The sequence below is a fragment of the Psychrilyobacter atlanticus DSM 19335 genome (assembly GCF_000426625.1).
Classification (GTDB): domain Bacteria; phylum Fusobacteriota; class Fusobacteriia; order Fusobacteriales; family Fusobacteriaceae; genus Psychrilyobacter; species Psychrilyobacter atlanticus.
Genome location: NZ_KE384548.1, coordinates 468,629 through 494,390, shown reverse-complemented (window position 1 = coordinate 494,390; position 25,762 = coordinate 468,629). Strand labels below are relative to the sequence as shown.

The 25,762-nt window shown below is 29.2% G+C and carries 26 protein-coding genes and 1 riboswitch; of the genes, 12 read left to right on the top strand and 14 right to left on the bottom strand.

Translation table 11 applies throughout. The annotated features are described in order from the left end of the window. Positions 1 to 79 precede the first annotated feature (79 nt). Positions 80 to 165, bottom strand: a riboswitch (cyclic di-GMP riboswitch). A 321-nt stretch (positions 166 to 486) separates the two neighbouring features. Then, positions 487 to 1,074, top strand: coding sequence for an HD domain-containing protein (locus K337_RS0114165; protein WP_028857182.1), 588 nt, complete (start codon positions 487 to 489; stop codon positions 1,072 to 1,074). 174 nt (positions 1,075 to 1,248) lie between these two features. Here the strand turns inward: K337_RS0114165 and K337_RS0114160 are convergent, their stop codons facing one another. Beyond that, complete coding sequence (locus K337_RS0114160; protein ID WP_281168353.1) at positions 1,249 to 1,572, bottom strand: ATP-binding protein; 324 nt, start codon at positions 1,570 to 1,572, stop codon at positions 1,249 to 1,251. A 186-nt stretch (positions 1,573 to 1,758) separates the two neighbouring features. On the opposite strand from K337_RS0114160, the gene K337_RS19970 reads away from it, so the two are divergent. From K337_RS19970 to K337_RS0114125, 6 genes are all read left to right on the top strand, one after another. Beyond that, entirely contained in the window at positions 1,759 to 1,902 is a 144-nt protein-coding gene (locus tag K337_RS19970) for a hypothetical protein (RefSeq protein ID WP_156877392.1), read from the top strand. A 15-nt stretch (positions 1,903 to 1,917) separates the two neighbouring features. Next, entirely contained in the window at positions 1,918 to 2,223 is a 306-nt protein-coding gene (locus K337_RS0114150) for a hypothetical protein (RefSeq protein WP_028857180.1), read from the top strand. Between the two features lie 640 nt (positions 2,224 to 2,863). Beyond that, positions 2,864 to 3,928 (top strand): YeiH family protein, encoded by a 1,065-nt coding sequence (locus K337_RS0114140; RefSeq protein WP_028857179.1) that lies wholly within the window; start codon positions 2,864 to 2,866, stop codon positions 3,926 to 3,928. Between the two features lie 104 nt (positions 3,929 to 4,032). After that, positions 4,033 to 4,956: a PTS sugar transporter subunit IIA gene (locus K337_RS0114135; protein WP_028857178.1), complete on the top strand. Its 924-nt coding sequence runs from the start codon at positions 4,033 to 4,035 to the stop codon at positions 4,954 to 4,956. Positions 4,957 to 4,975: 19 nt separating this feature from the next. Beyond that, a complete protein-coding gene (locus K337_RS0114130) occupies positions 4,976 to 6,250 on the top strand; it encodes an ArsB/NhaD family transporter (protein WP_028857177.1) in 1,275 nt (424 codons plus the stop codon). Positions 6,251 to 6,360: 110 nt separating this feature from the next. Next, the gene (locus K337_RS0114125; protein WP_028857176.1) at positions 6,361 to 6,834 is read left to right on the top strand and encodes a MarR family transcriptional regulator; all 474 of its coding nucleotides are present in this window, start codon (positions 6,361 to 6,363) and stop codon (positions 6,832 to 6,834) included. Positions 6,835 to 7,102: 268 nt separating this feature from the next. Here the strand turns inward: K337_RS0114125 and K337_RS0114120 are convergent, their stop codons facing one another. Next, the gene (locus K337_RS0114120) at positions 7,103 to 7,354 is read right to left on the bottom strand and encodes a beta C-S lyase family protein (protein ID WP_028857175.1); all 252 of its coding nucleotides are present in this window, start codon (positions 7,352 to 7,354) and stop codon (positions 7,103 to 7,105) included. A 479-nt stretch (positions 7,355 to 7,833) separates the two neighbouring features. Here K337_RS0114120 and cfa point away from each other — a divergent pair, with 479 nt between their 5' ends. Genes cfa through asrC form a run of 4 tightly spaced genes read left to right on the top strand, consistent with a single transcriptional unit; the run spans position 7,834 to position 11,919 of the window. Beyond that, positions 7,834 to 8,964, top strand: coding sequence for a cyclopropane fatty acyl phospholipid synthase (gene cfa, locus K337_RS0114115; protein ID WP_028857174.1), 1,131 nt, complete (start codon positions 7,834 to 7,836; stop codon positions 8,962 to 8,964). Between the two features lie 53 nt (positions 8,965 to 9,017). Then, positions 9,018 to 10,058: an anaerobic sulfite reductase subunit AsrA gene (asrA, locus tag K337_RS0114110; RefSeq protein WP_028857173.1), complete on the top strand. Its 1,041-nt coding sequence runs from the start codon at positions 9,018 to 9,020 to the stop codon at positions 10,056 to 10,058. After that, positions 10,051 to 10,869: an anaerobic sulfite reductase subunit AsrB gene (gene asrB / locus K337_RS0114105; RefSeq protein WP_028857172.1), complete on the top strand. Its 819-nt coding sequence runs from the start codon at positions 10,051 to 10,053 to the stop codon at positions 10,867 to 10,869. The genes asrA and asrB overlap by 8 nt, the downstream gene beginning before the upstream one ends. A 15-nt stretch (positions 10,870 to 10,884) precedes the next feature. Further along, positions 10,885 to 11,919, top strand: coding sequence for a sulfite reductase subunit C (gene asrC, locus K337_RS0114100; protein ID WP_028857171.1), 1,035 nt, complete (start codon positions 10,885 to 10,887; stop codon positions 11,917 to 11,919). A 482-nt stretch (positions 11,920 to 12,401) separates the two neighbouring features. Here the strand turns inward: asrC and K337_RS19355 are convergent, their stop codons facing one another. The 6 genes from K337_RS19355 to K337_RS0114075 form a co-directional block, all read right to left on the bottom strand. After that, positions 12,402 to 12,743 carry a sigma-70 family RNA polymerase sigma factor gene (locus K337_RS19355; protein WP_245584916.1) on the bottom strand — a complete coding sequence of 114 codons (342 nt, stop codon included), beginning with the start codon at positions 12,741 to 12,743 and terminating at the stop codon, positions 12,402 to 12,404. A gap of 32 nt (positions 12,744 to 12,775) precedes the next feature. After that, positions 12,776 to 12,937, bottom strand: coding sequence for a sigma factor (locus K337_RS20115; RefSeq protein ID WP_169712892.1), 162 nt, complete (start codon positions 12,935 to 12,937; stop codon positions 12,776 to 12,778). A 193-nt stretch (positions 12,938 to 13,130) separates the two neighbouring features. After that, positions 13,131 to 13,328, bottom strand: a complete 198-nt coding sequence (locus K337_RS0114090) for a hypothetical protein (RefSeq protein ID WP_028857170.1) — start codon at positions 13,326 to 13,328, stop codon at positions 13,131 to 13,133. 37 nt (positions 13,329 to 13,365) lie between these two features. After that, positions 13,366 to 14,325, bottom strand: coding sequence for a permease (locus K337_RS0114085; RefSeq protein ID WP_028857169.1), 960 nt, complete (start codon positions 14,323 to 14,325; stop codon positions 13,366 to 13,368). A gap of 295 nt (positions 14,326 to 14,620) precedes the next feature. Further along, positions 14,621 to 14,851, bottom strand: a complete 231-nt coding sequence (locus tag K337_RS0114080) for a hypothetical protein (protein ID WP_028857168.1) — start codon at positions 14,849 to 14,851, stop codon at positions 14,621 to 14,623. A 49-nt stretch (positions 14,852 to 14,900) separates the two neighbouring features. After that, complete coding sequence (locus K337_RS0114075) at positions 14,901 to 15,254, bottom strand: hypothetical protein (RefSeq protein WP_028857167.1); 354 nt, start codon at positions 15,252 to 15,254, stop codon at positions 14,901 to 14,903. A 170-nt stretch (positions 15,255 to 15,424) separates the two neighbouring features. On the opposite strand from K337_RS0114075, the gene K337_RS0114070 reads away from it, so the two are divergent. Then, positions 15,425 to 16,147: an SDR family oxidoreductase gene (locus K337_RS0114070; protein ID WP_028857166.1), complete on the top strand. Its 723-nt coding sequence runs from the start codon at positions 15,425 to 15,427 to the stop codon at positions 16,145 to 16,147. A gap of 375 nt (positions 16,148 to 16,522) precedes the next feature. On the opposite strand, the gene K337_RS0114065 is transcribed toward K337_RS0114070, so the two are convergent. The 6 genes from K337_RS0114065 to K337_RS0114035 all read right to left on the bottom strand — a co-directional run bounded on the left by K337_RS0114065 (position 16,523) and on the right by K337_RS0114035 (position 25,573). Beyond that, positions 16,523 to 16,741, bottom strand: coding sequence for a hypothetical protein (locus K337_RS0114065; protein ID WP_028857165.1), 219 nt, complete (start codon positions 16,739 to 16,741; stop codon positions 16,523 to 16,525). A 495-nt stretch (positions 16,742 to 17,236) separates the two neighbouring features. Next, positions 17,237 to 19,114, bottom strand: a complete 1,878-nt coding sequence (locus K337_RS0114055) for a toxin-antitoxin system YwqK family antitoxin (RefSeq protein ID WP_028857163.1) — start codon at positions 19,112 to 19,114, stop codon at positions 17,237 to 17,239. A 38-nt stretch (positions 19,115 to 19,152) separates the two neighbouring features. Next, positions 19,153 to 19,308: a hypothetical protein gene (locus K337_RS19965; protein WP_156877391.1), complete on the bottom strand. Its 156-nt coding sequence runs from the start codon at positions 19,306 to 19,308 to the stop codon at positions 19,153 to 19,155. Positions 19,309 to 19,378: 70 nt separating this feature from the next. Next, on the bottom strand, positions 19,379 to 19,510 hold the full coding sequence (locus K337_RS20405; protein ID WP_281168338.1) for a hypothetical protein: 132 nt from the start codon (positions 19,508 to 19,510) through the stop codon (positions 19,379 to 19,381). An 88-nt stretch (positions 19,511 to 19,598) separates the two neighbouring features. Then, positions 19,599 to 19,739 carry a hypothetical protein gene (locus K337_RS19960; protein WP_156877390.1) on the bottom strand — a complete coding sequence of 47 codons (141 nt, stop codon included), beginning with the start codon at positions 19,737 to 19,739 and terminating at the stop codon, positions 19,599 to 19,601. 65 nt (positions 19,740 to 19,804) lie between these two features. Further along, positions 19,805 to 25,573 carry an autotransporter outer membrane beta-barrel domain-containing protein gene (locus K337_RS0114035; protein WP_156877389.1) on the bottom strand — a complete coding sequence of 1,923 codons (5,769 nt, stop codon included), beginning with the start codon at positions 25,571 to 25,573 and terminating at the stop codon, positions 19,805 to 19,807. Positions 25,574 to 25,762 lie beyond the last annotated feature (189 nt).

The following is a 25,762-nucleotide window of genomic DNA, read 5'->3' as shown; positions in this document are numbered from 1 at the left end:
AAATAATTTTATATCAAATAAAAATCAAATAAAAAAGAGACTACACTGCATTCTACAGATAGTGACTCTCGAAAAAAGTTTTGGTAACTGGCTGTCATATCTAATATAAACGTAGACCCTCTAGTTTTGCGTCACAGAATTTCTTCTGTTTTGCCTTTTTCATAATTATTTAGTTTTTAATTTAAAATATACTGAACTAATTGTATCAAGTTTGAGATTAAACTCCAAATTAATTCATTTTAATGTTGAATATTTCATTATAATATTAAAATTTCATTACAATTTAAGATTTTCTTTTAAAGAGGGGTCTGAGACTATTTATCTCTGCCATACTCCGAGGGAGAGCGAACGAGCTTAATCCCCCATATGAGTATCCTCTTCGAACGCTACCGCTTTAGAGGGGGATAGTCAATTGATACTACTTAATGAAAATATGTAGACTATATGTGGTACAATAAGAAAAATAAAGATATAGGAGGAATATAAATGAAGCGAATAAAACAGCAAATGGATTTTTTACATGAAATTGACAAGGTAAAAGATATTTTTAGAGAATCTCTAGCTCTTAATAAAAGAAGAGAGAATGATGCAGAGCATAGTTGGCATATGGCTATGGTAGCTCTAACATTGAAAGAATATTTTATAGAAAAAGTAGATTTAGAAAAATCACTAAAAATGATATTAATCCATGATTTAATAGAAATATATGCTGGAGATACTCCTGTTTATGGTGTAGAAAGACCAGATAAGAGAAAAGAAGAAACTCAAGCAGCAAAACAATTATTTTCTATTTTACCGGAAGATCAAAGAAAAGAATTTTTAGATCTATGGTTAGAATTTGAAGATTGCGAAACAAGTGAAGCAAAATATGCTAATGTCTGTGATAGATACCAAGGGTTTATGCAAAACTTGACTTCTGATGGGCACACTTGGAAAAAATTTGAAGCAACTATGGATCAAGTTTTAGGTAGAGTAAATTTTTTAAAACTTTATGTACCTGAATTATTTGAAAAATATATACTTCCTGAGCTTGAAAAATACAGAGCAAGGGGAATAATAAAAACTAAAAAATAGCCCCCTATGGGGCTATCTCTATGAAATAAGATAGACTCTCTAATATTTCATAGGTCTCATAATCAAAATAATCTCTAAAAATATGAGGTATCCTCTGAAAATCAATGATCTCTGCAAAGTAATAACCGACCAACTCCTCGTCAAATAAAATTGATTCCCACCGCTCTATAATATCTATATTTTTTCAGAGAAACTATCTCCACATTCTTTTTTAGTCGAATATATATAACCTTTTAACTTATAGTAATTTAAATTTTCAAGTATTATCCTTAATGGATCTTTATCTTCCTTAATGTCTGGATGCTTATATGAATAATCTTTTACAGTTTTTAAGATCTTAGGAATCACGTTGCCATCTCTTTCGCATAAATTTAAGTATCTAAAAATTTCTTGAATAATATGATTTCTTAGATCAGAATGTTCTCCTTCGAAAAAGTCTCCCTTGGAAATTATCAAGGTCCCCAGATTTTCAAATTGAAAGTAATTAGGATATTTAATTACTTTAATTGGCTGTTCTACCTCAAAGTTAGCATGAATTATTGAATTAATAAATGCTCCTTAGAAGCTCCGAAACTCTCTTTTAATTACACCTTATAAAAATTAAAAAAAACTAAATTTTGAATAAACTAAAACTTAAGCTAAACTCTTATTATTGCAAAAATATATATAAAAGGAGATATAAAAATGTCTAAAAGTGATTGGGAGTTTTTTTATTGTTCTGAAGTCAAAGAATTTATAGAAAAAGAATGTCTATTAGGAAATATTAATCATATGACGCATAAAAATCTTTATGAATTATTGGAAAAAAATGGATTTATTAAAAAATAAGGAAAGGGGGAAGTAATGAAAGAATTTTTAGAAATATTTAGTGACAAAGAAACTGTACAAAGTTATAAATTTATTGAAGAGTTTATTGTATATATTGATACTCAAAGAATAGGGGTGAAAATTGAAAAAGATGAATATGGAAGATATCATCATTCATGTTCTCATCACTATCAGGGTAGTGAACAAGCAGCACCTTATGTGAGCTCTTTATGTATAGCTAATTCTAAAAAAGAGGCCTACATTAATGCTCACAGAGAATTATTATCATTCTATAATGCTAATGATGAAAATAAAAAATGGGTAAAAAGTGGTTATTATTAAATTACTTTTGAAGTATTACAAAAGTTTAAAATAACTTCAATAATATAAATAAACACAACAGAATAAAATGTTACAAAATCATTTTTCTGATAATTAAAGAAATAAAAAGGAAGTATTAACTAAAAAGGTTACTACTTCCTTTTTTTATCAAAATATCAAATTTCTAATGAGTCTTCTAAAATATTGATCTCTCCAAGTTGTATTTTCTTTAATAATTGTTTTAAAAACTAATTATTTATCTCAACCTCTATCAATGCCCTGATTATTTTTATTTCTTTTAGATCCACTCTTAAATTTGCTATATATTCCATTATAATCACCTCAATTTTTATTTTTCTTAGAATAATTCATAAATTATATAGCCGTAGACAATAGATCCGGTGGCTACCTTCTTCCAATCTCTTCCAGATTTAAAATAAACACTACCTCTTTTAGTCTCATAGGAGAAGATACCTTTGTGATTTTGTTAGTCAAATAATCACTATGAGAACTTACGAAGCGTCTGTACTTTTATCCTAATTATGTTTATTTTTTTTACAATCATAGGTTATAACCTATGATAAAGATCAATTATTAGTATTTTACTTATCATTAAAATCAGCTTAAAATAAAGCTATATTAATAAAAGGAGTGAAAGATTATGAATATTAAAAAAATTATACCGGGATTTATTGTTTGTTCTGTTATTGCATATATTGGAACAGTTTTAGGTGGTATATTTCCTAAATTAGGAGGAGCCAGTTTTGCAATTATACTTGGAATTATTCTTGGAAACACGTTAGTTAAAAGTGATAAATTTGCTGCTGGATCTGTTTTTTCAGAATCAAACCTATTATCTTATTCTATAGTTCTTTTAGGAGGAACATTAAATATCTATAGTGTTTTCAGTGTTGGAGTTAAAGGTGTGAGTTTTATTATCATTCAGATGATGATAACTGTAGCAGCTTCTATATGGATTGGAAAAAAAATGAAATTTAAGAAGAAATTTACATACCTAATGGGTAGTGGAAACGCAGTATGTGGATCATCGGCAATCGGAGCAGTTTCTCCAGTTGTTAAACCTGAACAAAATGATCTTGGAATATCTATTACAATAGTAAACTTAGTTGGAACGGTATTAATGTTTTTACTTCCATTTACCTCTAGAGTAATATTTCATGGAGACACAGTTATGACTTCTGCTCTTATAGGAGGTATTCTTCAATCGGTAGGTCAAGTTATTGGTGCAGGTCAATTAGTTAATAATGAAGTATTACAGTTAGCTACAATCTTTAAGATAATAAGAATTATCTTCATAGTAGTATTAGTAAGTTATTTAGGTAAAAAAGTTGCAAAAGATAGTAAGTTAGCTAAGATTGAGAAAGAAGTAGAAATTGAAGTAGAAGTTGAAGTAAATGAAACTACTTTAGAAGAAACTAAAAAAAGAGGATTTAAAAAATTAAACATACCTTGGTATATCACTGGATTTTTTATTTTTACAACGCTAAAAACTTTAGGAGTATTCAATGGAGATCTTTCAAACATATTCCATTCTATAAGTTCTAAATTTGAGATCATAGCACTTGCAGGAATAGGAATGAGAGTTAAATTTAGTACTTTATTTAGTCAAGGACCTAAAGCTCTAACATATGGATTAATCATTGGAGTTGTACAAGTAGTTGCAGCCGTTGCATTAATAGAGCTTATGTATGGATTATCATTCTAAAGATATGAGATCAAATAAACAGTAGTTATTTATAAGCTTATTAAAACTTATTTAAAATATAAAAAAAATTATATATTTGAAAAGAAATATATTTGGAGGTTAATATGAAATTATCAAGTTATCTAAATCCTAAGTGTATCTACTTAAATTTAGAGGGATGTTCCAAGGAAGATATCATCGGTCAAATGATCAATAACACTGCTAAAAATGACGAAATATTCAATGAATCTGTGGATCTCATAAGAAAATCTATTTTTGCCAGGGAAGCCGAGGTCTCTACTGCAATGGGAAGTAGTATTGCTATCCCTCATGCCAGAGTGGATGGATATGACGATATCCTCATCTCAATAGGTATCGTGAAGGAACCTATTGAATGCGAGATGGCAGATATGAGAAATAAAGATCAGGTTAAGATCTTCTTTATGATTACAGCCGAAACTCTAAAAAGTAAAGTTATCTTAAAGATCATGTCTTCTATCACTAAAATAGCTGTTAAGGACAAAGTTCTCTTAGAAAAATTGAAAAATGCTAAGACAGGATCTGAGGTATATGATCTATTAAGTCATATCGATGTAAAGATTGAAAATAAGATCATCGCTGAAGATGTTATGGATCCTACAATAAAACCTGTGAGCCCTAACGATACCTTAGATAATATCGCAAGAAGACTTATCAGAGAAGAAAAATCAGGATTTCCAGTTGTAGATACTGATGGAACTTTTTTAGGAGAAATGACAGAAAGAGAGTTAATCTTATTTGGAATGCCTAAGTATACTTTGGTGATGGATGATTTAGATTTCTTAACTGTAGGAGAACCTTTTGAGGAATACTTAAAGAATGAAAAGATAACTAGAATTAAAGATATTTATAGGAAAACAACAACAATTGTAGACAGAAAAACGCCTATAATGGAAATATGTTTCCTTATGGAAAATAAAGGCTTTACCAGAATATATGTAGTTGAAAATGGTAAATATTACGGAACAATATTAAGATCACATATAATCAAAAAAGTTTTACACATATAAGTTTAGGAGGAAAGTAAAGATGCAGTTAATAATAGGTTTAATTATATTTATAGCGACATTTTATTTAATAATAACAGAGAAAGTTCCAGGTCCAATAGCTACTCTTTTAGGTGGTCTTTCTATGGCCCTTGTAGGAATTATAAACGAACACCAAGCACTTAATGCTATCGGTTCAAGACTAGAGATAATTCTCTTACTTGTAGGGATGATGATAATAGTTCATTTCATCTCAGAAACAGGAGTATTTCAATACTTAGCAATAAAGGTAGCACAGTTAGTAAAGGGAGAACCTTTTCTATTACTTATCCTTCTTGCAGTAATTACAGCTTTATGTTCAGCGTTTTTAGATAATGTAACTACTATCTTATTAATGGCTCCAGTATCTATCTTATTAGCAAACCAGCTAAAAATAGATCCATTTGTATATATTATGACCCTCATAATGTCAGCAAATATAGGAGGATTAGCTACACTAATCGGTGATCCTACTCAACTTATCATAGGAGTAGAAGGTAAGATTGGTTTTAATGCTTTCTTAGCTAACACAGCTCCAGTTGCTATTATTTCATTGGTAGTACTTATTATCACTGTTTATTTTATGTATGGTCGAAAGATGAAAGTATCAAGAGATCTAAAAGCTAGAGTAATGGAACTAGATGCTTCTAGATCATTAAAAGATATTAAATTATTAAGAGAATCAGCAACTATATTTGCTCTTGTTATCTTTGGATTTTTAATGAATAACTTTATCGACAAAGGTTTAGCAATAATGGCTCTTACTGGTGCAATAGCATTAATCTTAATCACGAAAAGTGAACCTGTAGAAGTTTTCAAACATGTAGAATGGGATACACTATTCTTCTTTATGGGATTATTTATGTTAATTCAAGGGATAGAAGCTACAGGAGTTGTAGACCTTGTAGGAGATAAAGTTTTAGAATTAGCTGATGGTCATTTACACTATGCTGCTACCATGATACTTTGGATTTCAGCCTTGTTTACATCTGTTATAGGAAATGTAGCCAATGCAGCTATGGTTTCTAAGATCATTCATTTCATGTTACCTACTTTTGTAGGAGAAAATACTATGTCACTTTGGTGGGCACTATCTATGGGATCTCTTTTGGGAGGAAACATCACTATCTTAGCATCAGCAACCAATGTAGTAGCTATAAACTCAGCTAATAAAGCAGGATGTAAGATAAGCTTCGGTAAATTCTTGAAATTTGGAGTCGTTATAGCTATTCAAACTTTAGTTATAGCTAATGTTTATCTACTTGTTAGATACTTTTAAAAATTGTTGAAAAAAAGATCCCTAAAAATCTTTTTTTTATGTACATACTATTAATAAAAAATTTTAAAGCAATTAAGCTTTTTATATAAAAAAAAATGAGGTGATTACAATTGGAAAATAAAGAAATCATTATAGATGTTTTGACAGTAGCAAATATTCTTTCAATGGCTGGAAAAGAACTATTATGTAATGTAGTAGAAAATTATAATGTAAATCAAAATGAGTATTACTTGTTACGTTATTTAGAAAAAAATCCAGGAGAAATACAGTATAATTTTTTAAAGTTTACAACATTAACTAAATCTAGAATTAATCAGATAGTAAGTAAATTAGAAAAAATGGGGTATCTAGAAAAGAAGTCAGAGATGACAGGTGGACTTTTAAAAAAACCATTATATTTAACAAAATTAGGTGAAATGGTAGTAAAAGAAGGCGTAGAAAAAATTTATGATAATACTATAAAAAATTTCAATGAAAAAGAGATTTTTCAATATGAAACATATAGAAATGAGATGGTTGAAATTTTGACTAATATGAAGCTTATTTTTGGAATAAGAACTCCTAAATACTTAGAAGAAAAGTGAAAATAAAATTTATCCATTAAACAAATCTATAAATAGAATAAAAACTTATTTAATATATCCATAGGAGCCGTTAAAAGGTTTACAATGCTTCTATTTTAATTAGTTTAGGTAGAAGTGTGTTAGTTATTTCAGGGATTATAATTTTCATAGTTACTGTCAAAATAGTAAAATATATTTTAGATAGTAAATAAAAAATTTAGAATATAAAAAATATCCCACTTTAAGTAAAGTGGGATATTTTCAATTTAATACGTACTACTACTCATCTTTATCCAAAAGCTTTTTTAAGCCTTTCTAATCCATCCTCTAACATATATCTAGGACAAGCTATATTCATTCTTACGAATCCATCACCCATAAAAGCTCCACCCATTGTAAGGCCTAACCCACCTTCTTCTACTAACTTTTCTTTTAATTTATTTTCATTAAGTTCATATTCGTTTAAATTAAGCCAAAGTAAATAAGTAGCTTCAGGCTTCTCTACTTTTATTTTAGGAATATTGTTACTAATATAATCCACAGCGAAGTCTATATTCCCTCTCAGATGCTCTAGGACTGCCTCTAACCACTCTTCTCCTTCATTTTAAGTAGATATGACTATATCCATACAAAAACTATTAGGCTCATGAAGTCCTATCAAAGAAAGCTCTTCTATGAAGTCTTTTTTTTCTTAATATTATACTTCAAATTGTTGTTATCCGTATTACGATATTTTTTTGTATAAAACCTTATTATTAAAGGGATTCCCTCTATCTAGCTTAATGAAAGATAGTTAGTAGTAACCAATATAAAAGGATCATATCGTAATTTTTTTCGACCTTCATTACATCAACACATATTATAATAGCGTAATATTTAGTTTGTGTCAACATAACATTTTTGTAATACTAATAAGCAATTTATAGCTAAAAACCTATCGTTATGATCAGAAAGTTATATTTTTAAAAAAGACTTAAATAACATATAATTATTTCATATAAAACTTAAGGAGGAATAAATATGAAGAGTCCAAAATATAAATTATTTGAGGAATTATTATATAAAGCAGACATTAAATTAAATGGTGATAGACCATGGGATATAAAAATAAATGATGAAACAGTTTTCACTAAAATATTAGAATCTGGATCACTTGGATTTGGAGAAGGATATATGGATCATCTTTGGGATTGTAATCAACTAGATGAAATGATAAATAGAGTTTTAAAAGCAGATTTAGATAAGAAAATAACAGGAAAAGAAAAATTATTATTAGGAAAAGAAAAACTTAAAACTTTAATAAATCCACAAAGTATATTAAGGACAAAAAAAGACGTCCCTTTTCATTATGATATTGGAAATGACATCTTTGAACCTATGTTAGATAAATATATGACTTATACATGTGCTTACTTTAAAGATAGTGATTCTTTAGATGTAGCTCAAGAACAAAAATTAGACCTTGTTTGTAAAAAAATGGGGCTAAAAAAAGGAATGAGAGTATTAGATATTGGTTGTGGATGGGGTTCATTTATGAAATATGCAGCTGAGCACTATGGAGTTGTTTGTGATGGTTTAACTTTATCAAAAGAACAAGTTAAGTTAGGAATTGAGAAATGTAAAGGATTAGATGTTAATTTTGTGTTAACAGACTATAGAGAATATGTTCCTACAGAAAAATACGATAGAGTTGTATCAATTGGAATGATAGAGCATGTAGGACCACTAAACTATAAAGAATTTTTTGAATGTTCAACTAGCTTCTTAAAAGATGATGGATTATTCTTACTTCATACAATAGGAGGAGTTGAAACTGTTAAAAGTTGTGACCCTTGGATTAGAAAATATATTTTCCCAAATGGTGTTATCCCTTCTGTAGCTCAATTAGGTAGTTCTATGGAGAATATTTTCAATATAGAAGACTTCCATAATATTGGTCCAGACTACGATAAAACTCTAGTAAAATGGTATGAAAATTTTGAAAATTCTTGGAAAAACTTAGAAGAAAAATATGGTGATAAGTTTTATAGGATGTGGAAATATTACCTATTATCTTGTGCTGGAGCATTTAGATCAAGAAAATTAAATACTTGGCAACTTGTTTTATCTAAAATTGGTACAGAAAAACAAGAATATTCAAGAGCTATATAAATTTTAAAGTTATTAATTAAAGATGTAGAAAAATTAAATGTGAGGAGGAAGATATGAGTTTAAAATTAACTAAAAAAAGCTTTTCAAATTCATTTGATAAGCTAAAGGAAATCTATACTATATACGCACCTAAAAGGTCCCCAAAACAGGGGAGGTTTTGCGATACCGATATCATCAAATATGATGTTATAAATTCTAGTGATGAAATTGTTTTTAACGAAAAATCTAACTATGCTGCTAAAGAAGTATTGAGTCCTATCACTGAAACTTTATTTTATTTTACAGATAATGAATACAGAGCTAAAAAAATAGCTAAAAAACCTATACTTATGTTTGTAAGAGCTTGCGACATAAATGCTATCAAAAGATTTGATGATATTTATTTAAAAAATGGAGGATTTGTAGATTCATTTTATGCAGGAATAAGAGAAAATATAAGTTTTGCTTTAATGGAGTGCCCTTCTAAAGGATGGGATACATGCTTCTGTGCTTCTATGAAAAGTAACATTGTAAATGATGATGAATATATATTTGGAATACAACTTGGAGAAGAAATTAAAGTAGATATCAAAGATCCATCATTAACAGAAATTTTTGACGGAAGTCAAATCACTTACCATGTTCCTGTAGTAGAAGAGAACTTAATATCGGTAAAAATTCCAATGATTTCTAATAAAGATGTTCAAGCTAAAGTTAAAGATTTAGATCTATGGAAAGAGTATGATAAAAGATGTATTAAGTGTGGTAGCTGTACTATAGCCTGCTCTACATGTACTTGCTATACTTCGTACGATATGTCGTATACTCCAGATAGTAATGCTGGTGAAAGAAGACGAATCAATGCTTCGTGTCATATTGATGGATATACTGATATGGCTGGTGGTCATTCGTTTAGACCTAGTGCTGGTGAAAGATTAAGATTTAAAACTATGCATAAAATTCATGATCATGCTAAAAGATTTGGAGGGGAACATATGTGCGTAGGTTGTGGTAGATGTAGTGACCATTGCCCAGCATTCATATCTTTTTCTACACTTGTAAATAAATTAAGTGTTGAAGTAGATAAATTAAATGAGGAGGATATCAATGGATAATATACTAGAACCTAAACCATACAAGATATTAATAGTAAAAAAATTAACAGCAATAGAATGGCTGTTTAGAGTAGAATTTGATGAAATAGAAAAGATTAATTATGGACAATTTATACAAATTTCAATCCCTAAAATAGGAGAAGCTCCTATTTCTATCACAGAATTTAATGCTGAGGAAGGATGGATTGAATTTTTAATTAGAAAAGTTGGACTAGTTACTAATGTTTTATTTGAATTAAAACCTGGTGATGAAATATTTATGAGAGGTCCATATGGAAATGGATTTCCATTTGATGAAAACTATAGAAATAAAAATCTAATTGTTGTAGCTGGTGGGTCTGGATGTGGACCAGTAAGATCTATGATTAATGCAGTAAATAACAACTTTGAATCTGTTAAAAATATGGAAGTTATCTTAGGTTTTAAAAATGAAGAATGTATTTTATTTGAAGATGATATTTCTAGTTGGGAAAAAAAATCAAATATCATAACTACAGTTGATGAAATGTGTAAAGATGGAAACTGTTCTTTAGGTCTTTCTAGTGGATTAGTTACAGAACATTTTTCAAAATTAGATCTATCTGATCTATCTAATGTTGAAATAGTAATAGTAGGACCTCCAAAAATGATGGAATTTAGTGCAAAAGAATTTGTTAAAATGGGGGTTCCTGAAGAGCAAATTTGGCTTTCATTTGAAAGAAAAATGTCTTGTGCAGTTGGAAAGTGTGGTCATTGTAGAGTTGATGAAACATACGTCTGTTTAGATGGACCAGTATTTAACTATACTAAAGGTAAATACTTAATCGATTAAGGAGGTCAAATAAATATGAATCATGATATAGATATTACTAAATTAAAATTAAATTGTTTTAGACAATCAAAAATTCCAGGTGAATTTATGTTACAAATGAGAGTCCCGGGAGGGCTTATAGATGCAAAATATTTAAGTTCTGTTCAACATATTGCATTGACTTGGGGTAATGGATCTTTTCACCCAGGGATGAGACAAACTTTAAATATTCCTGGTATCAAATATAAAGATATAGAAAATGTAAATGAATATCTAGATGAATATATTAAAGCTGTTGAAGTTGACGCATGTAATATCGATATGGAAGTAAATTCTGCTGGATATCCAACTATTGGAGCTAGAAATATTATGGCTTGTATAGGCGGAGCTCATTGTATTAAAGCAAATTATAATACACAAAATTTATCAAAAAAATTAGAAAAAGAAATATTTCCTAGTCATTACCATATTAAAATGGCGTTATCAGGATGTCCAAATGATTGTGCTAAAGGACATTTTAATGACTTTGGAATTATTGGTGTAACAAAACCTATATTCAACAAAGAAAGGTGTATTGGATGCGGAAGATGTGTCAAAGTATGTAAATCTCATGCAACGAGAGTTTTATCTGGTGAAAACCATAAAGCAGTTAAAGATAACTGTTGTTGTGTTGGATGTGGTGAATGTGTAGAAGCATGTCCTACATCAGCATGGGTAAGACCAGAAGAAAAACTATTTAGAGTAACTATTGGTGGAAGAACTGGTAAACAATATCCTAGAATGGGAAAAATATTTTTAAATTGGGTAACAGAAGAAGTTGTTATCGGTGTTATTAAAAATTGGCAAAAATTCTCGGCAAATATATTAGAAAATAAACCTCAATATTTACATGGAGGTCATCTAATAGATAGAGCTGGATATGATAAATTTAAAGATCTAATTTTAAAAGATATAAAATTAAATCCTGAAGCTGAAGTTGCTCAAAGAATAATGTGGGCAGAAACAGAATATAGAGCAAATATTAATGTAAAACCACTTTCTAGTCACCCTAGTAGAGGTCTTAGTTATTAATGTCGTATTTTTTATCGTGCTAGTACATAAATATAACACAAGGAGGTGAAATATGTAAAAAGATATAATTGAAATCAAACACAAGCTAATTTTTTTATTTTACTGTAAGGCCAATTGTTTGCAAGTAATTAGAATAAATTAATAATGATAGTATTTTGTGGAGTTAATACTAAAATTTATTTTATTTAATCTTATATAATTTTCAACATTATTACTACTTGTATTATTAATCTCATTAAAAAATTAAATGTAAAAAAATTAGCTAAGTTCTTTTAAGCGAATCTTATAAAGCATTCCCTAACGTGAAAAAATGTTTTATATAGTTTTGAAAAGTTCTCAAGAAATTGGACTCTAAAAGAGTCCTTTTTTCATATAAAGTATAGCAGTTACAGGGCTATTCCTACTATCTACACCGTTTAGCTAAAAAAGTTTCAATATTCTAAAAAAAGTATTGAGTTTCCACCGTCATTTTATATCTCTTTTTATTTTTTTGTATAATCCAAAACGTTTCCAAATTTGTCTATTTGAAAAAGACAGCATTCATCCAATTGATTTTTCAACTTTTCTTTTGCTCTTTTTAATCTGGATTTAGATGTATTTTCTTTGATCTCTAATTTTTTACTAATCTCTTTATGGCTCATATCTTCAAACTCATATAATTCAATTAATTTTTTTGAATCTTCCGGGAGTTCTTCTATAAATTTTTTCATACTCACTAATATTTCGTCATTTAAATTTTCCTCTTCCTCTTGAGTCATCTCTATATGGCAGTCTTCAAACCCCACTTGTTTAATTCTATAACACTTCCTATAACACTCATTTATGGTATTTCTTGTTATCTGATATATCCAAGAAATTATTTTTTTTCATCATTTAAACTATCAATATTTTTATGTAGTTTAATATAGACATCCTGGAGGATATCTTCCGCATCTTCTTTATTTTTAATTCTTTTTCTTATAAAAAATAATAAATGGTTATTAAGTTCTTCCCATGTTTCTAATAATTTTTTCTCCATTTGTATAATCTCTCCTTTGTAATCTATAATATCAACTAAAAAATATCTTTTAAAGAATCTATATTTTATACTATATAGATATGTTACTACAGCTATTAATAAATACATAATAGCATTATAACTAAAAAATAAAAACTGAAAAAGTAGTGATCTGTTTAAGGATCACTACTTTTTTTAATCTCATTAAAATCTTTTACCCACAACAAGAATTTTTCTTTTGATTCTTTGCTTTATTAATTTCTGCATCTAAATCAAAATCACAGCACGAGCTTTCTTTCTCTTTTTTTATGTCTTTAGAATCAACCTTAGCTATCTCATCCTCTAAATTAAATGAACAACATCCACCTTTACTCTTTTCCTCTTTTTTTAAAAGTTTTCCTAATAATCCCATATTTTCCTCCTTTATTTTAAAAATTTAACATTATACTTTAAGCAATATAGTTAAATAAATATCCCACAGCTATGATTCCTGTTCCTACTATTCCTACAAATGTTGCTATTAATGGTAATTTTATTACTTTTTTTAAAAGTAACATCTCTGGAAGTGATAATGCTACTGCTGCCATCATAAATGCCATAGTTGTTCCTATTCCTACTCCCTTTGTTATTAACGCTTCTGCTACCGGAATAATTCCTGCTGCATCTGTATATAGAGGGATTGCAACTAATGTTGCGATTGGCACTGCAAAGAAATTATCTTTTCCCCCATACTTTGATAATAAATCTGTTGGTACCCATCCATGGATAAATGCTCCTATGCCTATACCTACTATCATATAAGGAATTAATTTTATTACTACATCTTTAGTTTCTTTCCATGCATAAGTAAGCCTTTCTCTACCCCTATATATTTTTTCTTTTTTACCTTCTAAGTGCATCTTATAGATATAACCTTCGATATACTTTTCCATCTTTAATTTACCTATCAGCATACCACCTAAGACACCTATAACTATTCCTGATATTGCATATATAGTAGCGACCTTCCATCCAAAGATAGTCATCAATATTAAAAATGCTGCTTCATTTACTATTGGTGAAGTTATTAAGAATGAAAATACTACTCCAGTTGGTATACCTGCTTCTATAAATCCTATAAAGATAGGAACACTAGAGCACGAACAAAACGGTGTAATTACTCCAAGTACTGATGCCATGACATTTGATTTTATACCTTTGTGCGATTCAATAAACTTTTTAATTTTTTCCGTTGATATAAAAGTCCTTAATATAGATATAATAAATATCCCTAACCCTAATAATATTAAGATAGTACTAGCTGCATGTAAAAAATACCAAGCAACCTCTCCTACTCTGCTTTCCAACGATAATCCTAATATCCCTTCAATTAATTTAGCCCAAATAGTATCTGTTAAAAACTTCCACATAATTTCTCACTCCTTTATTTTAAAATTTTATTTTTTTCTTCTACACTAACATAGAGTCAATTTTAAAAAAAAAGTTGCATTTTTTTTTAACTTTTTTTTAAGTCGAAAAAAATGATATAGTGGGTTTGAAAAAGCAATTTTTAGAAGCAATGAATAAAACGAAAATTATACAGTACTAGAGAGAAGGGAGAGGTTAATATCTATTCTGGAAAGATAATGAAAAATAAAAAAGCCCCTCTGAGAAATAAACTCAGGGGGATTTTTTTATAAATACCCATATTTTTTACAAAAATACTCATAGATATCCATGACATATTAAATAACCTATTAAAGCATTTCCTCTATGCATCAAAACAAATGCTCTTCTCTCTTCATCTTTCATAGCTTTTTTTTTAGCTTCATTAATTTCTTCGAGTGTGTATTCTGTTATAATGTAGTCTATTAATTTTTCTTCTTTAAATTCTATTTTATTTGTCTCCTTTTCAAGGGATCTTCCCGATGTATTTATTTTTTGTTTTACAACCAAAAGAATTCTGGTGTCAACTAAGACTCTTTAGAGCCCAATTACAAGCAAATTAATTTAAGTGCTTTTGATTTTTAAGTCCTATCATCAAGTTGGTTATAAAACGAAAGTATTTCTTTTTTTCTTTAAAATTAAGAATGATTATTTTTTCATCTGTTTTAAGTTTTACACATAAGTTATTTGGATCGATATTACTACACAAAAAATCATAACCAGTAATAGAGGAAAAATTTAATTCTATATCAACTATACCTTCTTCAATAACTATTAATCTTTTTAGAGTTAAAACTATTAATTTTTCTTTTAAAGAATAACTTTCATAAATATCCTCATTCGGATTGACTATCCCAATATACTTACTAATATCATAAAATTCTTTATTTATATTCAGTTCTCTTTTTATCACAATTTTCACACTCCATTTATTTGATTTAACTAAAGAATAAAACAATAGTGTGAAATTCATGTGAAACTGAAAGAAAAATATGATTCAAGAATAAAAACGAAAAAAATTTGCATTAAACCATGGTTTAACATATATACTAATTTCATAATAAAACTTTAGGAGGAAATAAAATGAAAAAATTAGTAGTAATAACAGGAGCAAGTAGTGGATTTGGGATGGAGTTAGCAAAAGAATTTTCAAAAGATGGATATCCTACACTACTGTTAGCAAGAAGAGTGGAAAAAATGAAAGCCCTTAACTTACCAAACACAATGTGTAGAAAAGTAGATGTAACTGACAAAATTGAATTTGAAAATGCAATAAGAGAAGCAGAATCGAAATATGGAAAAACGGATTTAATAATAAATAATGCTGGAATGATGCTCTTAGGGGATCTAGCAACTCAAGATGCCAATGAATGGCAAACTATGTTAAATGTAAATGTAATGGGTGTAATGAACGGAATGCAGATAGTAATGAATGATATGAAAGAAAGAGAATTTGGTACAATAATCAATTTATCCTCAATAGCAGGATTAAAGCCATTTGGTGGTCATGCTGCTTATTGTGCAACAAAATATGGAGTAACAGGCCTTACAGAAGTAGCGAGACAAGAGATGTCCTCTCATAACGTAAGAGTGTTATCTATTTGTCCAGGAGCAGTAGCAACAGAATTATTAGGACATACTACAGATAAAGATATTATTAACGGATATGAAGCTTGGAAAGAAGCAGTAGGAGCTATAAATATAACGGCAAATGATGTTGCAAAGACCATTAAATATGCTTATGAATTACCTCAATCAGTATCTTTAAGAGAGATTGTAATCACAGATACAAAGCAAGATGCATAATAATTAAAACAACAAAATAAAACCCTCCTAACTGTAATAGTCACACAGTCAGGAGGGTTTTATTTTAACTATTAAGGAAAGAAAGAAACGAAAAATATTATTTTCATTTACTTATACTAATTAGTCGTAGAAAGTGAAGAAAAAGTTTTAAATTTTTTATAAAAATTTAAAAAATAGTTCCATATAAACGATAATTCATAAGGCTCATATTTAAAGCAGTTTTTAAAAAATCCAGTTTTTTAAATCTAGATCTTAGGAATTTCTATTTAATATTTTTATTGTTTGGTCAATTTTTTAGTATACTAAAAGCAGTTATTTTGATTTCCTCATTTCACCACTACTATCTGTTACTTGAATACTAGAAACATTCATCTTTTATTGATTTAACATCTTAAAAATCAGAAATGAAGCAAAAATGATCATTACAAATCCAAACCCAAAATAAAATAATCTAGCTATTTTTCTTCCAAAAATATTTACTGTTCTTCTCTGATAGGGCAGACTAAAGAATCTCTCATCATTTTTATAAACCGACAAACAAAGATATCCCCCTATTATTACTATTATTAATAACATTATTACTATTTTTCCCATTCTTAATCTCCTTTATTAAATAAGTTAACATCTTTAAGAAACATTACAATGCTCACAAATAGAAAACTCTAAATATCCTCTAGACTCAGCATGTATTAGTGCTATATGAAAATTTCTAAAAATACCTAAATAAATATTAGATTTATATGATGATTTTGTACAACTTGCTTTATGAATTTTACGTGTTTTGGTATCGATATAAAAGTCAATATAGTGCATTTCAATCCCCCTATTTTTTAATTAAAACTACTAGTCCCAATTTATTGACATGCAACAATGAGAACAAATTTTTGCATTAACATATCCTTCTGATATAGCAGTAATTACTACAGACTCTAAATTGTTATGAGATCCTAAAAAGAATTTCTTTTTTTCTGATAAATACTCACAATGTTTTAGATGTATCTTTTGATTTTTTGTATTGATAAAATAAAAGATAACTAACCTCCAATCTTTATACTATAAAAAATCTAATTTTATTTTTATTATACAAAATTATTTTTTATATCCATTTTTATAATGTAACTCTTCTATTAATTTCCCATCTTTATTGTAAGTTTTAAATGTCCCATCTTTATAACCTCTATCATTATAACTTTCTATTTTTTCTATCTTTCCACTGGGAAAATAATATTTTTTTGTTCCAGTATTATAGTTTCTATCATTGTAATTTTCTTCTATTTTTTTCTTTCCATTCTCATAGAATATAGTTTTTTTACCAATATTTTTATATAAACAATAATCCATTGTACCTTTTGATTTTATCTTCCCATTAGAATAAAATTTAGTAACTTCTACTTTTTTCTCTGAAGATAATCCATCTCCATAATTAACTACCTTTTTCAAGTTTCCATCTTCATAATAGGTTTTATCCATCCCTATTATGATCCATCCTCTGCCTGTATTGACACCTTTTTGTGTCTGAAAAATTTGTTTTTTCTCGTAATCATAGTAAATAGTTCTTTGATATTCTTTCCCTTTAGAATAGACATCGACATAATAAACTTTTGTTCCATGATAATGAACACTTCTTCCGTCTATTACTCCATTTACTATATAACCAACAGTTTTGCTATTATCATGTTCATACGCTGTAAAGGCTCCATCTTCAATACCATCAGCATTATAATTTGAAATTTTTTGAATAATTCCATCTTTATAAGTTTTTTGAATGTATTTTCCATTCTTTAGATAATATTTTGATTGAATTAAAGAATTATTTTCATATTTATATTCTTCTTTAAGAAATCCGTTTTCATAGTAATAAATATTCCCATCTTCAGCATTGTTATTATTAATTATTTGGTTTGTATAACCACTAAAACTTTCTTTATTCTTGATATCTTTTATATTAGTTATTATAAAGTTAGAAGAAACTGTATTAGCTAATTCTTTATCAATTTCAATTCCATCCTTATAGTATTGTGTATTTTTATATCCAGTATAGATTCCTTTATCATAAAAGCCTATTTTTTTATCTAATTTCCCATCTTTTTCAATTAATATCTCTACTTCTCCATGCGGGATTCCATTTTTATAATTTTTAACTTCAGTGTTAGTAGAATAATAACTCCCTAAAATATATTTTCCATTTAAGACTCCATCTGAATTATAATTTTTTAATTCCCTTAAAATCCCTTTGGTATATTCTATTTTTTTTATTATTTTTTTTATATTTCCATCCACAAAGTGAAATTCATACATCTTTTTTCCTTGTTTATCATAGTACTTCCTAGATAGTAAAACCCCATTCTTATAATTTTCTATTTGCATAGCTGCATAATTATTATTTATAATACCTGTTTTAGGCTTTCCGTATAATTCTCCAGTAAAGTTTTCTTTAGGGATCTCTCCCCATACAATAACTTTTGATTGCTTTTTAGTTGGTGATTCTATATCTTTTGTAGTTCTCAAACCTTGATTAAAAAATAATTTTTTACCTTCTTTTTTTTCTTGTACCCCGTTTAGAACACCATCAGCATATCTTTCTATAATCTTATTACCTCTATAATCTTCATAGATAACTTCTCCGTCTAAAACTCCATGGGAGTACTCACTGCTCTTCCCTTTCTCCTCAAATGTTTTTCCATTAAAAAGTCCCATTCCATCAAAAGATACCTCATAAAGAAGCTCATTTTCTTTACTTATTTTTTTTAAATTATAAAGAGTTCCTTTTTTATAAGTAGAATATTCTCTCTTCCCATAGTATCCTTCCTTTTCTAATACTCCATTTACAGGTTTATTATCAAAAACACTATAAACTTTTTTATCCTTACTGTAAATTGCCCCCTCTATAACTTTATTCTCTACAGATTTACAACCCATAATAAATAAAAGTCCAGAGATTAAAACTACTTTATATTTTATATTCATAATTTCTCCTTTTTTATTAACACTTCACTATTGATATTTTACGAATAGCTACTTATTCCTCGCCCATAATTTCCAGTATTTTTTTTACATGAAGGACAAATTTTATAATATGGTATTCCTAAAAAATCTATCTCTGATTCAAATTTTTTCTTACATTTTAAACAAGTTACTTTCTTTTTAAGGTTCTTTTCCATAATATTCCTCCTAACTAATACCATTGTTTGTTGTTTTAATTTTAACAATAATTCCACCTGTTTTTTCACGTTATTTTTCAGCCTTTTTCTTACTTATAAATAATTTTGGTTTTCCTACTGTAGAAAATTTTATATGAGTAGGAGTTTGAGTTTCTATAAGGTACATTTGATTCTTCATTATTATATAAAATAATTGATCCATAGTTATACTTCCTTATATTTGAAGTCTCTATCTGTATAAAATAACATCCTAAAACAAACTATTTTTTATAAATATCTTTCTTACAGTATTAATAATCTTTTATTATCAATAGAACAACTATTAGAGCAAAACTGATAATAATAGCTTTTAAAAGATCCCATATTCCGATAATAGAATTTTTTTTATATTTTTTAGACCGTATTTTCCCATAATTCTTTTCTTTTTTCATATCTAAAGTCTCCTAAACAGAAAATTAGAAGGAAATTATCAGAATTTCCTTCTAATCAATAATTTTTAAAATAAATAATTAAATCCAATATTCCCTATAGGTCCATCTGAATCATTACCTATTCTATATCCTATTTTTGTATATAATTTTAATGAATTTTTGGTTTCATAACTTCCACCAATCATGATGTCGCCATAAAAATCGTCATTATTATATCCGTCTATCTTAACTTTATCTGTACTTAAAGTATTAAAAGTCGAATCTAAATCTTTATATGGGTCTGCTAATTCAGCATATCCTGTAACACTTCCTTCAATGTTGAACTTACTTCCATTATCCATATAAAAATCTCTTCCTAATGCTAATCCTAAGCCTGTCTCCACAGATACAGAATTTACACCATCAATCTCTAATCCTTGGTCCCCTGATTCTGAAATATCATCTTGCATCATATATGTAAAGTTAAGCTCAAATTTAGGTTTTATATAATTTTGACCAAAATAATATTTTTTACTTAATTCATTATTTAATCCTACATAATAGTTATTGATATCATCTTCCATTGTTTCATACAAACTTCCAAATGCTAAGGTTCTATCTAGAGATGTATCAGTCATCCCACCAAATATCATTGATGTAAATTTTAATCTATCTTCATTTTCATAAGTAAAATATACATTACCTTGGTAATAATAATCTTCTCTAGATCCTTTTATATCATTTAAATCTGTATCTCCTTTACCTATGGTAAGAATTCCACCGATACGTGTGTTTTTATTTATTTGTTTTTCTGCTCCTAAATAAACACTGTACAAATCAGTATCATACCCTGAAGCATTATCATGGGAATCATTTTCTAATCTTGTAGTATTTACTCCTGCTATAGCTATAGTTTCTCCAACCCTTCTTACTCTTTCATTGTTAATAACATTATCAACGATTACCTGGTTACTATCATTTACTATTTCAAAAGTTTGTTTAGCTAATGTTGGGTAGTAAGACATTCCATAACTATCTTCGACTGCTTTATCTAAACCTTTTTCTGTTGATACTAGCTTTAGAGCATCATAGTAATCTTCTTTTAATTCATTTCCATTATCTTCATAATTATCTTCTAATATTTCCCCTATTTCTTCGTTACTAACAATTGTATTAAAATCTTTCCTATCCAATACAACATCATAAAAACCATTATCATCAGCATTATCAGTAAAGTGAGCATCAAACATTGCCGAATTAGAAATTATGTTTCCATCTAATTCATTAGTTTCCAGCATCTTATATGTACTGTAGACATCATCATATCCGCCCATGGCTAATGCTCCACTTGCATAGATATCTCCTTCTATTTTATCGGCTTCTACTGTTCCACCACTACTCATAATAAATTTACCGTCACCCATTTCATCAAAATTTATATTTCCATCGGATCTAAATACTCCACTATTAAGGAACGTTGCTCCATCTTCTAAAACTATATTTCTGTTCCCTTTATCATCGGTTTTATCTCCATCTGTTGAGTTACCTGAAAGATTAATCTCACCATTATTTACAACTTTTGATCCTTTTCCGGTAGCATAAATACCAATTCCATTAGTAGAATTTAGGTTAATAATACCTCCTGATTCATTTGTAGCTGTTCCACCTCCATTAATATACATTCCAACACCATTATCTCCATTTATGTTAATTGTTCCCTCGTTTAAAAGTGAACCTCCTAACACTCCGTTCATTGCAATACTATTAGAATAATTTATATCAATAGTTCCAGTATTCTTACCAAAACTATCGCTACTAGATGCTCGCATTACAATATAGTTATCAGATCCATCGTCTAAATCCCCGTTATTTATTCCTGTTCCCCCTCTCTCTATGTGCATCCTATAGCTACCAGTATTAGAGATTGTTGCACCTTCTTCATTTATTCCTGTTGCTCTAACTATATGCATTCCATAGTCACCATCGTTAGAGATTATTCCTTTGTTGGTTCCTGTTCCTCCAGAAGTTATCTCTATTCCATAGTCACCAACATTAGAGATTGTTGCACCTACTTCATTTATTCCTGTACTACCTGATCCAGTTATATAGATTCCATAATCACCATCGTTAGAGATAGCTCCTTTGTTGGTTCCTGTTCCTCCAGATATTTTCATTCCATAGTCACCAGTATTAGAGATTATTGCACCTTCTTCATTTATCCCTGTACTTCCAGATATAGTCATTCCATTGTTGCCGGTATTAGAGATTGTTCCTTTGTTGATCCCTACTCCTGCTTTCTCTATAAGCATTCCATAGTCACGAGTATTAGAGATTGTTGCACCTACTTCATTTATTCCTGTACTTCCTACTTCAGCTATATACATTCCATAGTCACCATCGTTAGAGATCGTTCCTTTGTTGGTCCCTGTTCCTCCATAAATTATATTCATTCCATCGTCACCATTGTTAGAGATTGTTGCATCTTTTTCATTTATTCCTATACTTGTTGCATATATCCTCATTCCATCGTCACCATCGTTAGAGATCGTTCCTTTGTTGGTCCCTATTCCTCTAGATATATTCATTCCATAGTTACCAGTATTAGAGATTGTTGCACCTACTTCATTTATCCCTGTACTTCCTGCTTCAACTACATTCATTCCATAGTTACCAGTATTAGAGATAGCTCCTTTGTTGGTCCCTATTCCTATTCCAGATATATTCATTCCATAGGCACCAGTATTAGAGATTGTTGCACCTTTTTCATTTATCCCTGTACTTCCTGCTCCAGATATAGTCATTCCATTGTTACCAGTATTAGAGATCGTTCCTTTGTTGGTCCCTATTCCTGCATCAGCTATATACATTCCATGGTCACCAGTATTAGAGGTTGTTGCACCTTTTTCATTTATTCCTGTTCCTCTAACTATATGCATTCCATAGTCACCATCAGTAGAGATCGTTCCTTCATTTACAGCGGTTCCATTATTATAAACCCTAATACCTATGTTAGATCCACTAATAGATGTTATAGTTCCTTTATTAACAGCAGATCCACCATCTATTTCCATTCCTACACCATTTCTATTTATCGTTATTAAGTCATTATTAGTTATAGTTCCTTCACTTGTATACATTCCTTGTTTTTCACTTGTTATTTCTCCATCATTTATTCCTGATGAATCTTTTCCTTCAGTATACATACCCCAATCTTCTGAACCCGATATTGTACCACTATTAATTCCAGATGCTCCCGTTCCACTTACATACATTCCGGAACCTTTAGAATTAATTATTTTTCCATCAACAGTGTTTACTATACTGCCATGATTTTCGGCATGCATTCCACTAATCTCGGAATCCAATATTTCACCACTATTAATCCCTGTTGAACCGAAACCACTTACATGGATACCTGATCCTTTTGAACCAATGATCTTTCCATCTTTTTCATTTATTACTGTACTTCCATTTTCTGCATACATTCCACTAATTCCTGAACCTAATATACTACCACTATTAGTTCCTAGTGACTTTGGTCCATCAACATGCATACCTGATCCCTTTGAGTTAGTAATCTTTCCATTTACAGTATTTATTATAGTACCTTTATTTTCTACAAACATCCCACTAATCTCTGAATCTAATATCTTACCATCATTAGTTCCTACTGAATTTAATCCACTTATATGGATACCTGATCCTTTAGATTTATTGATCTCTCCATTTGTATCATTTATTACTACACCTTCACCATCTGCATACATACCACTACTTCCTGAACCCGATATTGTCCCCTTATTAATTCCAGATGCTCCTTCTCCATATACATGCATCCCTGAACTTTTAGAATTAATTATTTCTCCACCTTTTTCATTTATTATAGTTCCCTTACTATCTGTATACATTCCCCTAATACCTGAATCTGATATGATACCGAAATTAATTCCAGTTGATCCTACTCCAGCTGCATATATTCCAGTTTCTTTAGAATTAATGATCTTACCAGTTGAAGTGTTTTCTACATGAGTTCCAGTATGACCACGCATTCCATTCATTTGAGAATCTTTTATAGTTCCTTTATTAATTGCTGTTGAACCGTTACCTCCATCAGCTTCCATACCTGCTTCTTTACTATTTGAAAGGATTCCTGTTTCTTCATTGATGGCCTGACCACCTCTGTAAGATAACATATTAGTTGTTCCACTATTAGAAATAGTTCCTTTATTTCTTACTAAAGACCTTGCTCCATCTGCATACATTCCATTATGGTTGTCGCTACCAGTGATAACTCCTGTTTCTTCATTTATAGCAACGGCAACACTATTGGCTCCCATTCCACTTCCTCTATTACCACTTTGAATTTCGCCTTTATTTGTAGCTATACTACCTGCACCATTGGCTCTCATTCCACCGTCTGCTGCATTAATTATTGTTCCACCTTTTTCATTAATTATTGTTGAGCCACCTGTAGCATACATTCCATATTTCCCTGGAGATAGTGCAACTCTTATTTCACCTTTATTTATAGCAGTTGAACCTTCTCTAGCATACATTCCATGAGAGTCAGAAATAAGAGAGTCAGAAGTACTAATTACTCCTCCAACCTCATTAATGATAGTAGCGTTATAAGCCCACATATCTGAAGCTTTGTTATAATTTGTCATAGTAGCTTCAAATGAGGCATCCATACGCCCTGTCTCACCATTATTTATAGCAGTAGAATTAGAAAATGCTCTCATTGTATCTGCAGTCCCTTCATTTATCATAGAAGCAAATCGATGTGATGCCATTGTTCCCTTTACAGTTCCATTATTTATAGCTGAACTCCCAGCACCATCTGCAACCATACCTCCATTAGAATCAAAAGTAAGGTCAATTGTTCCATCATTTATAATTTCTCCACCATTTATAGCAATCATTCCCTTGCTACCACCTGTGATATTCCCTTTATTAATTGCTATACCTTGACGACCATCTGCATGATCTTCAGCTCTCATAGCATAATTTTCCCCAACAAAAGCATTTGAATTAATTGTAGCCTCATTAATAATAGTTCCTCCGGTTGTTTTTAACCCATCTATATTATCTATCATTTCTAAGTTATTTTTCAAAGTATATTTATTACCATATATCTCATTCCCATTTTCCCAAATTATTACTTCTGTTACTGGTACTTCTGGTGTTATTGGTAATAAATCGTCTATATCTGGTCTGTTTGGTCTGTCTGGTTTATCTGGTTTATCTGGTTTATCTGGATCTATCGGATCTGTAGATCCTGTATCTTTACTGCTGCTATGATTAATTTTCTCAAAACCTAAGCTTCCAAAGACTAATAAACTATGTTCTTCTTTATTCTCTTCTTCTTTTAGCTTTTTTTCCCCTTTTATTAAACTCTCATTACCTTGATTAGTATCATCAAAACTGTTAACACTCTCTTTTGAAGTAGTCTCACTTGAATCCCCTTTAGTTTCTATTTTCTTTTTTACTTTAAATTTTTGAGTATCTTCTGTTTTTTGATTTTGAGTTTTTATAAGTGTTTTTTCCTTTAATTTGTTTGGCTTAAAATAATCTTCTTCCGTTACTGAAGACCCTGATTTAGAATTACTAGCTTTAATAACTCCGTCTTTAATATTCGAATTTGCATCTTCCTTAGAAGAAACTAGTTCTTCTTTCTCATCAGTATTAGTTGATTTTTCTATTTTTTTATCTCCAATGTTAGTTAATCCTTCCTTTTTCTCTATTTCCTTATCAGAAAAACATGAATGCATTAATAATAATGTAGCTACAACAATACCAATAGCCACTGTCCCTTTTAATCCTCTTTTTTTTAATTCGTTATAATTTTTTGGCATAAGCACTAATTCTCTCCCTATAATAATATAATTTTAATAATATGATTTCTTTTAAATTATAATAAATTTTCTATTTTACATCTCTACCTGTAGTGATTGTTTTTTAATGATATATGTGTTATAATTTTGTTTTTTTTATAAAAAACCCATGGAATGGGTACTTTTATTTAGCATCTTCATCCATGGGTT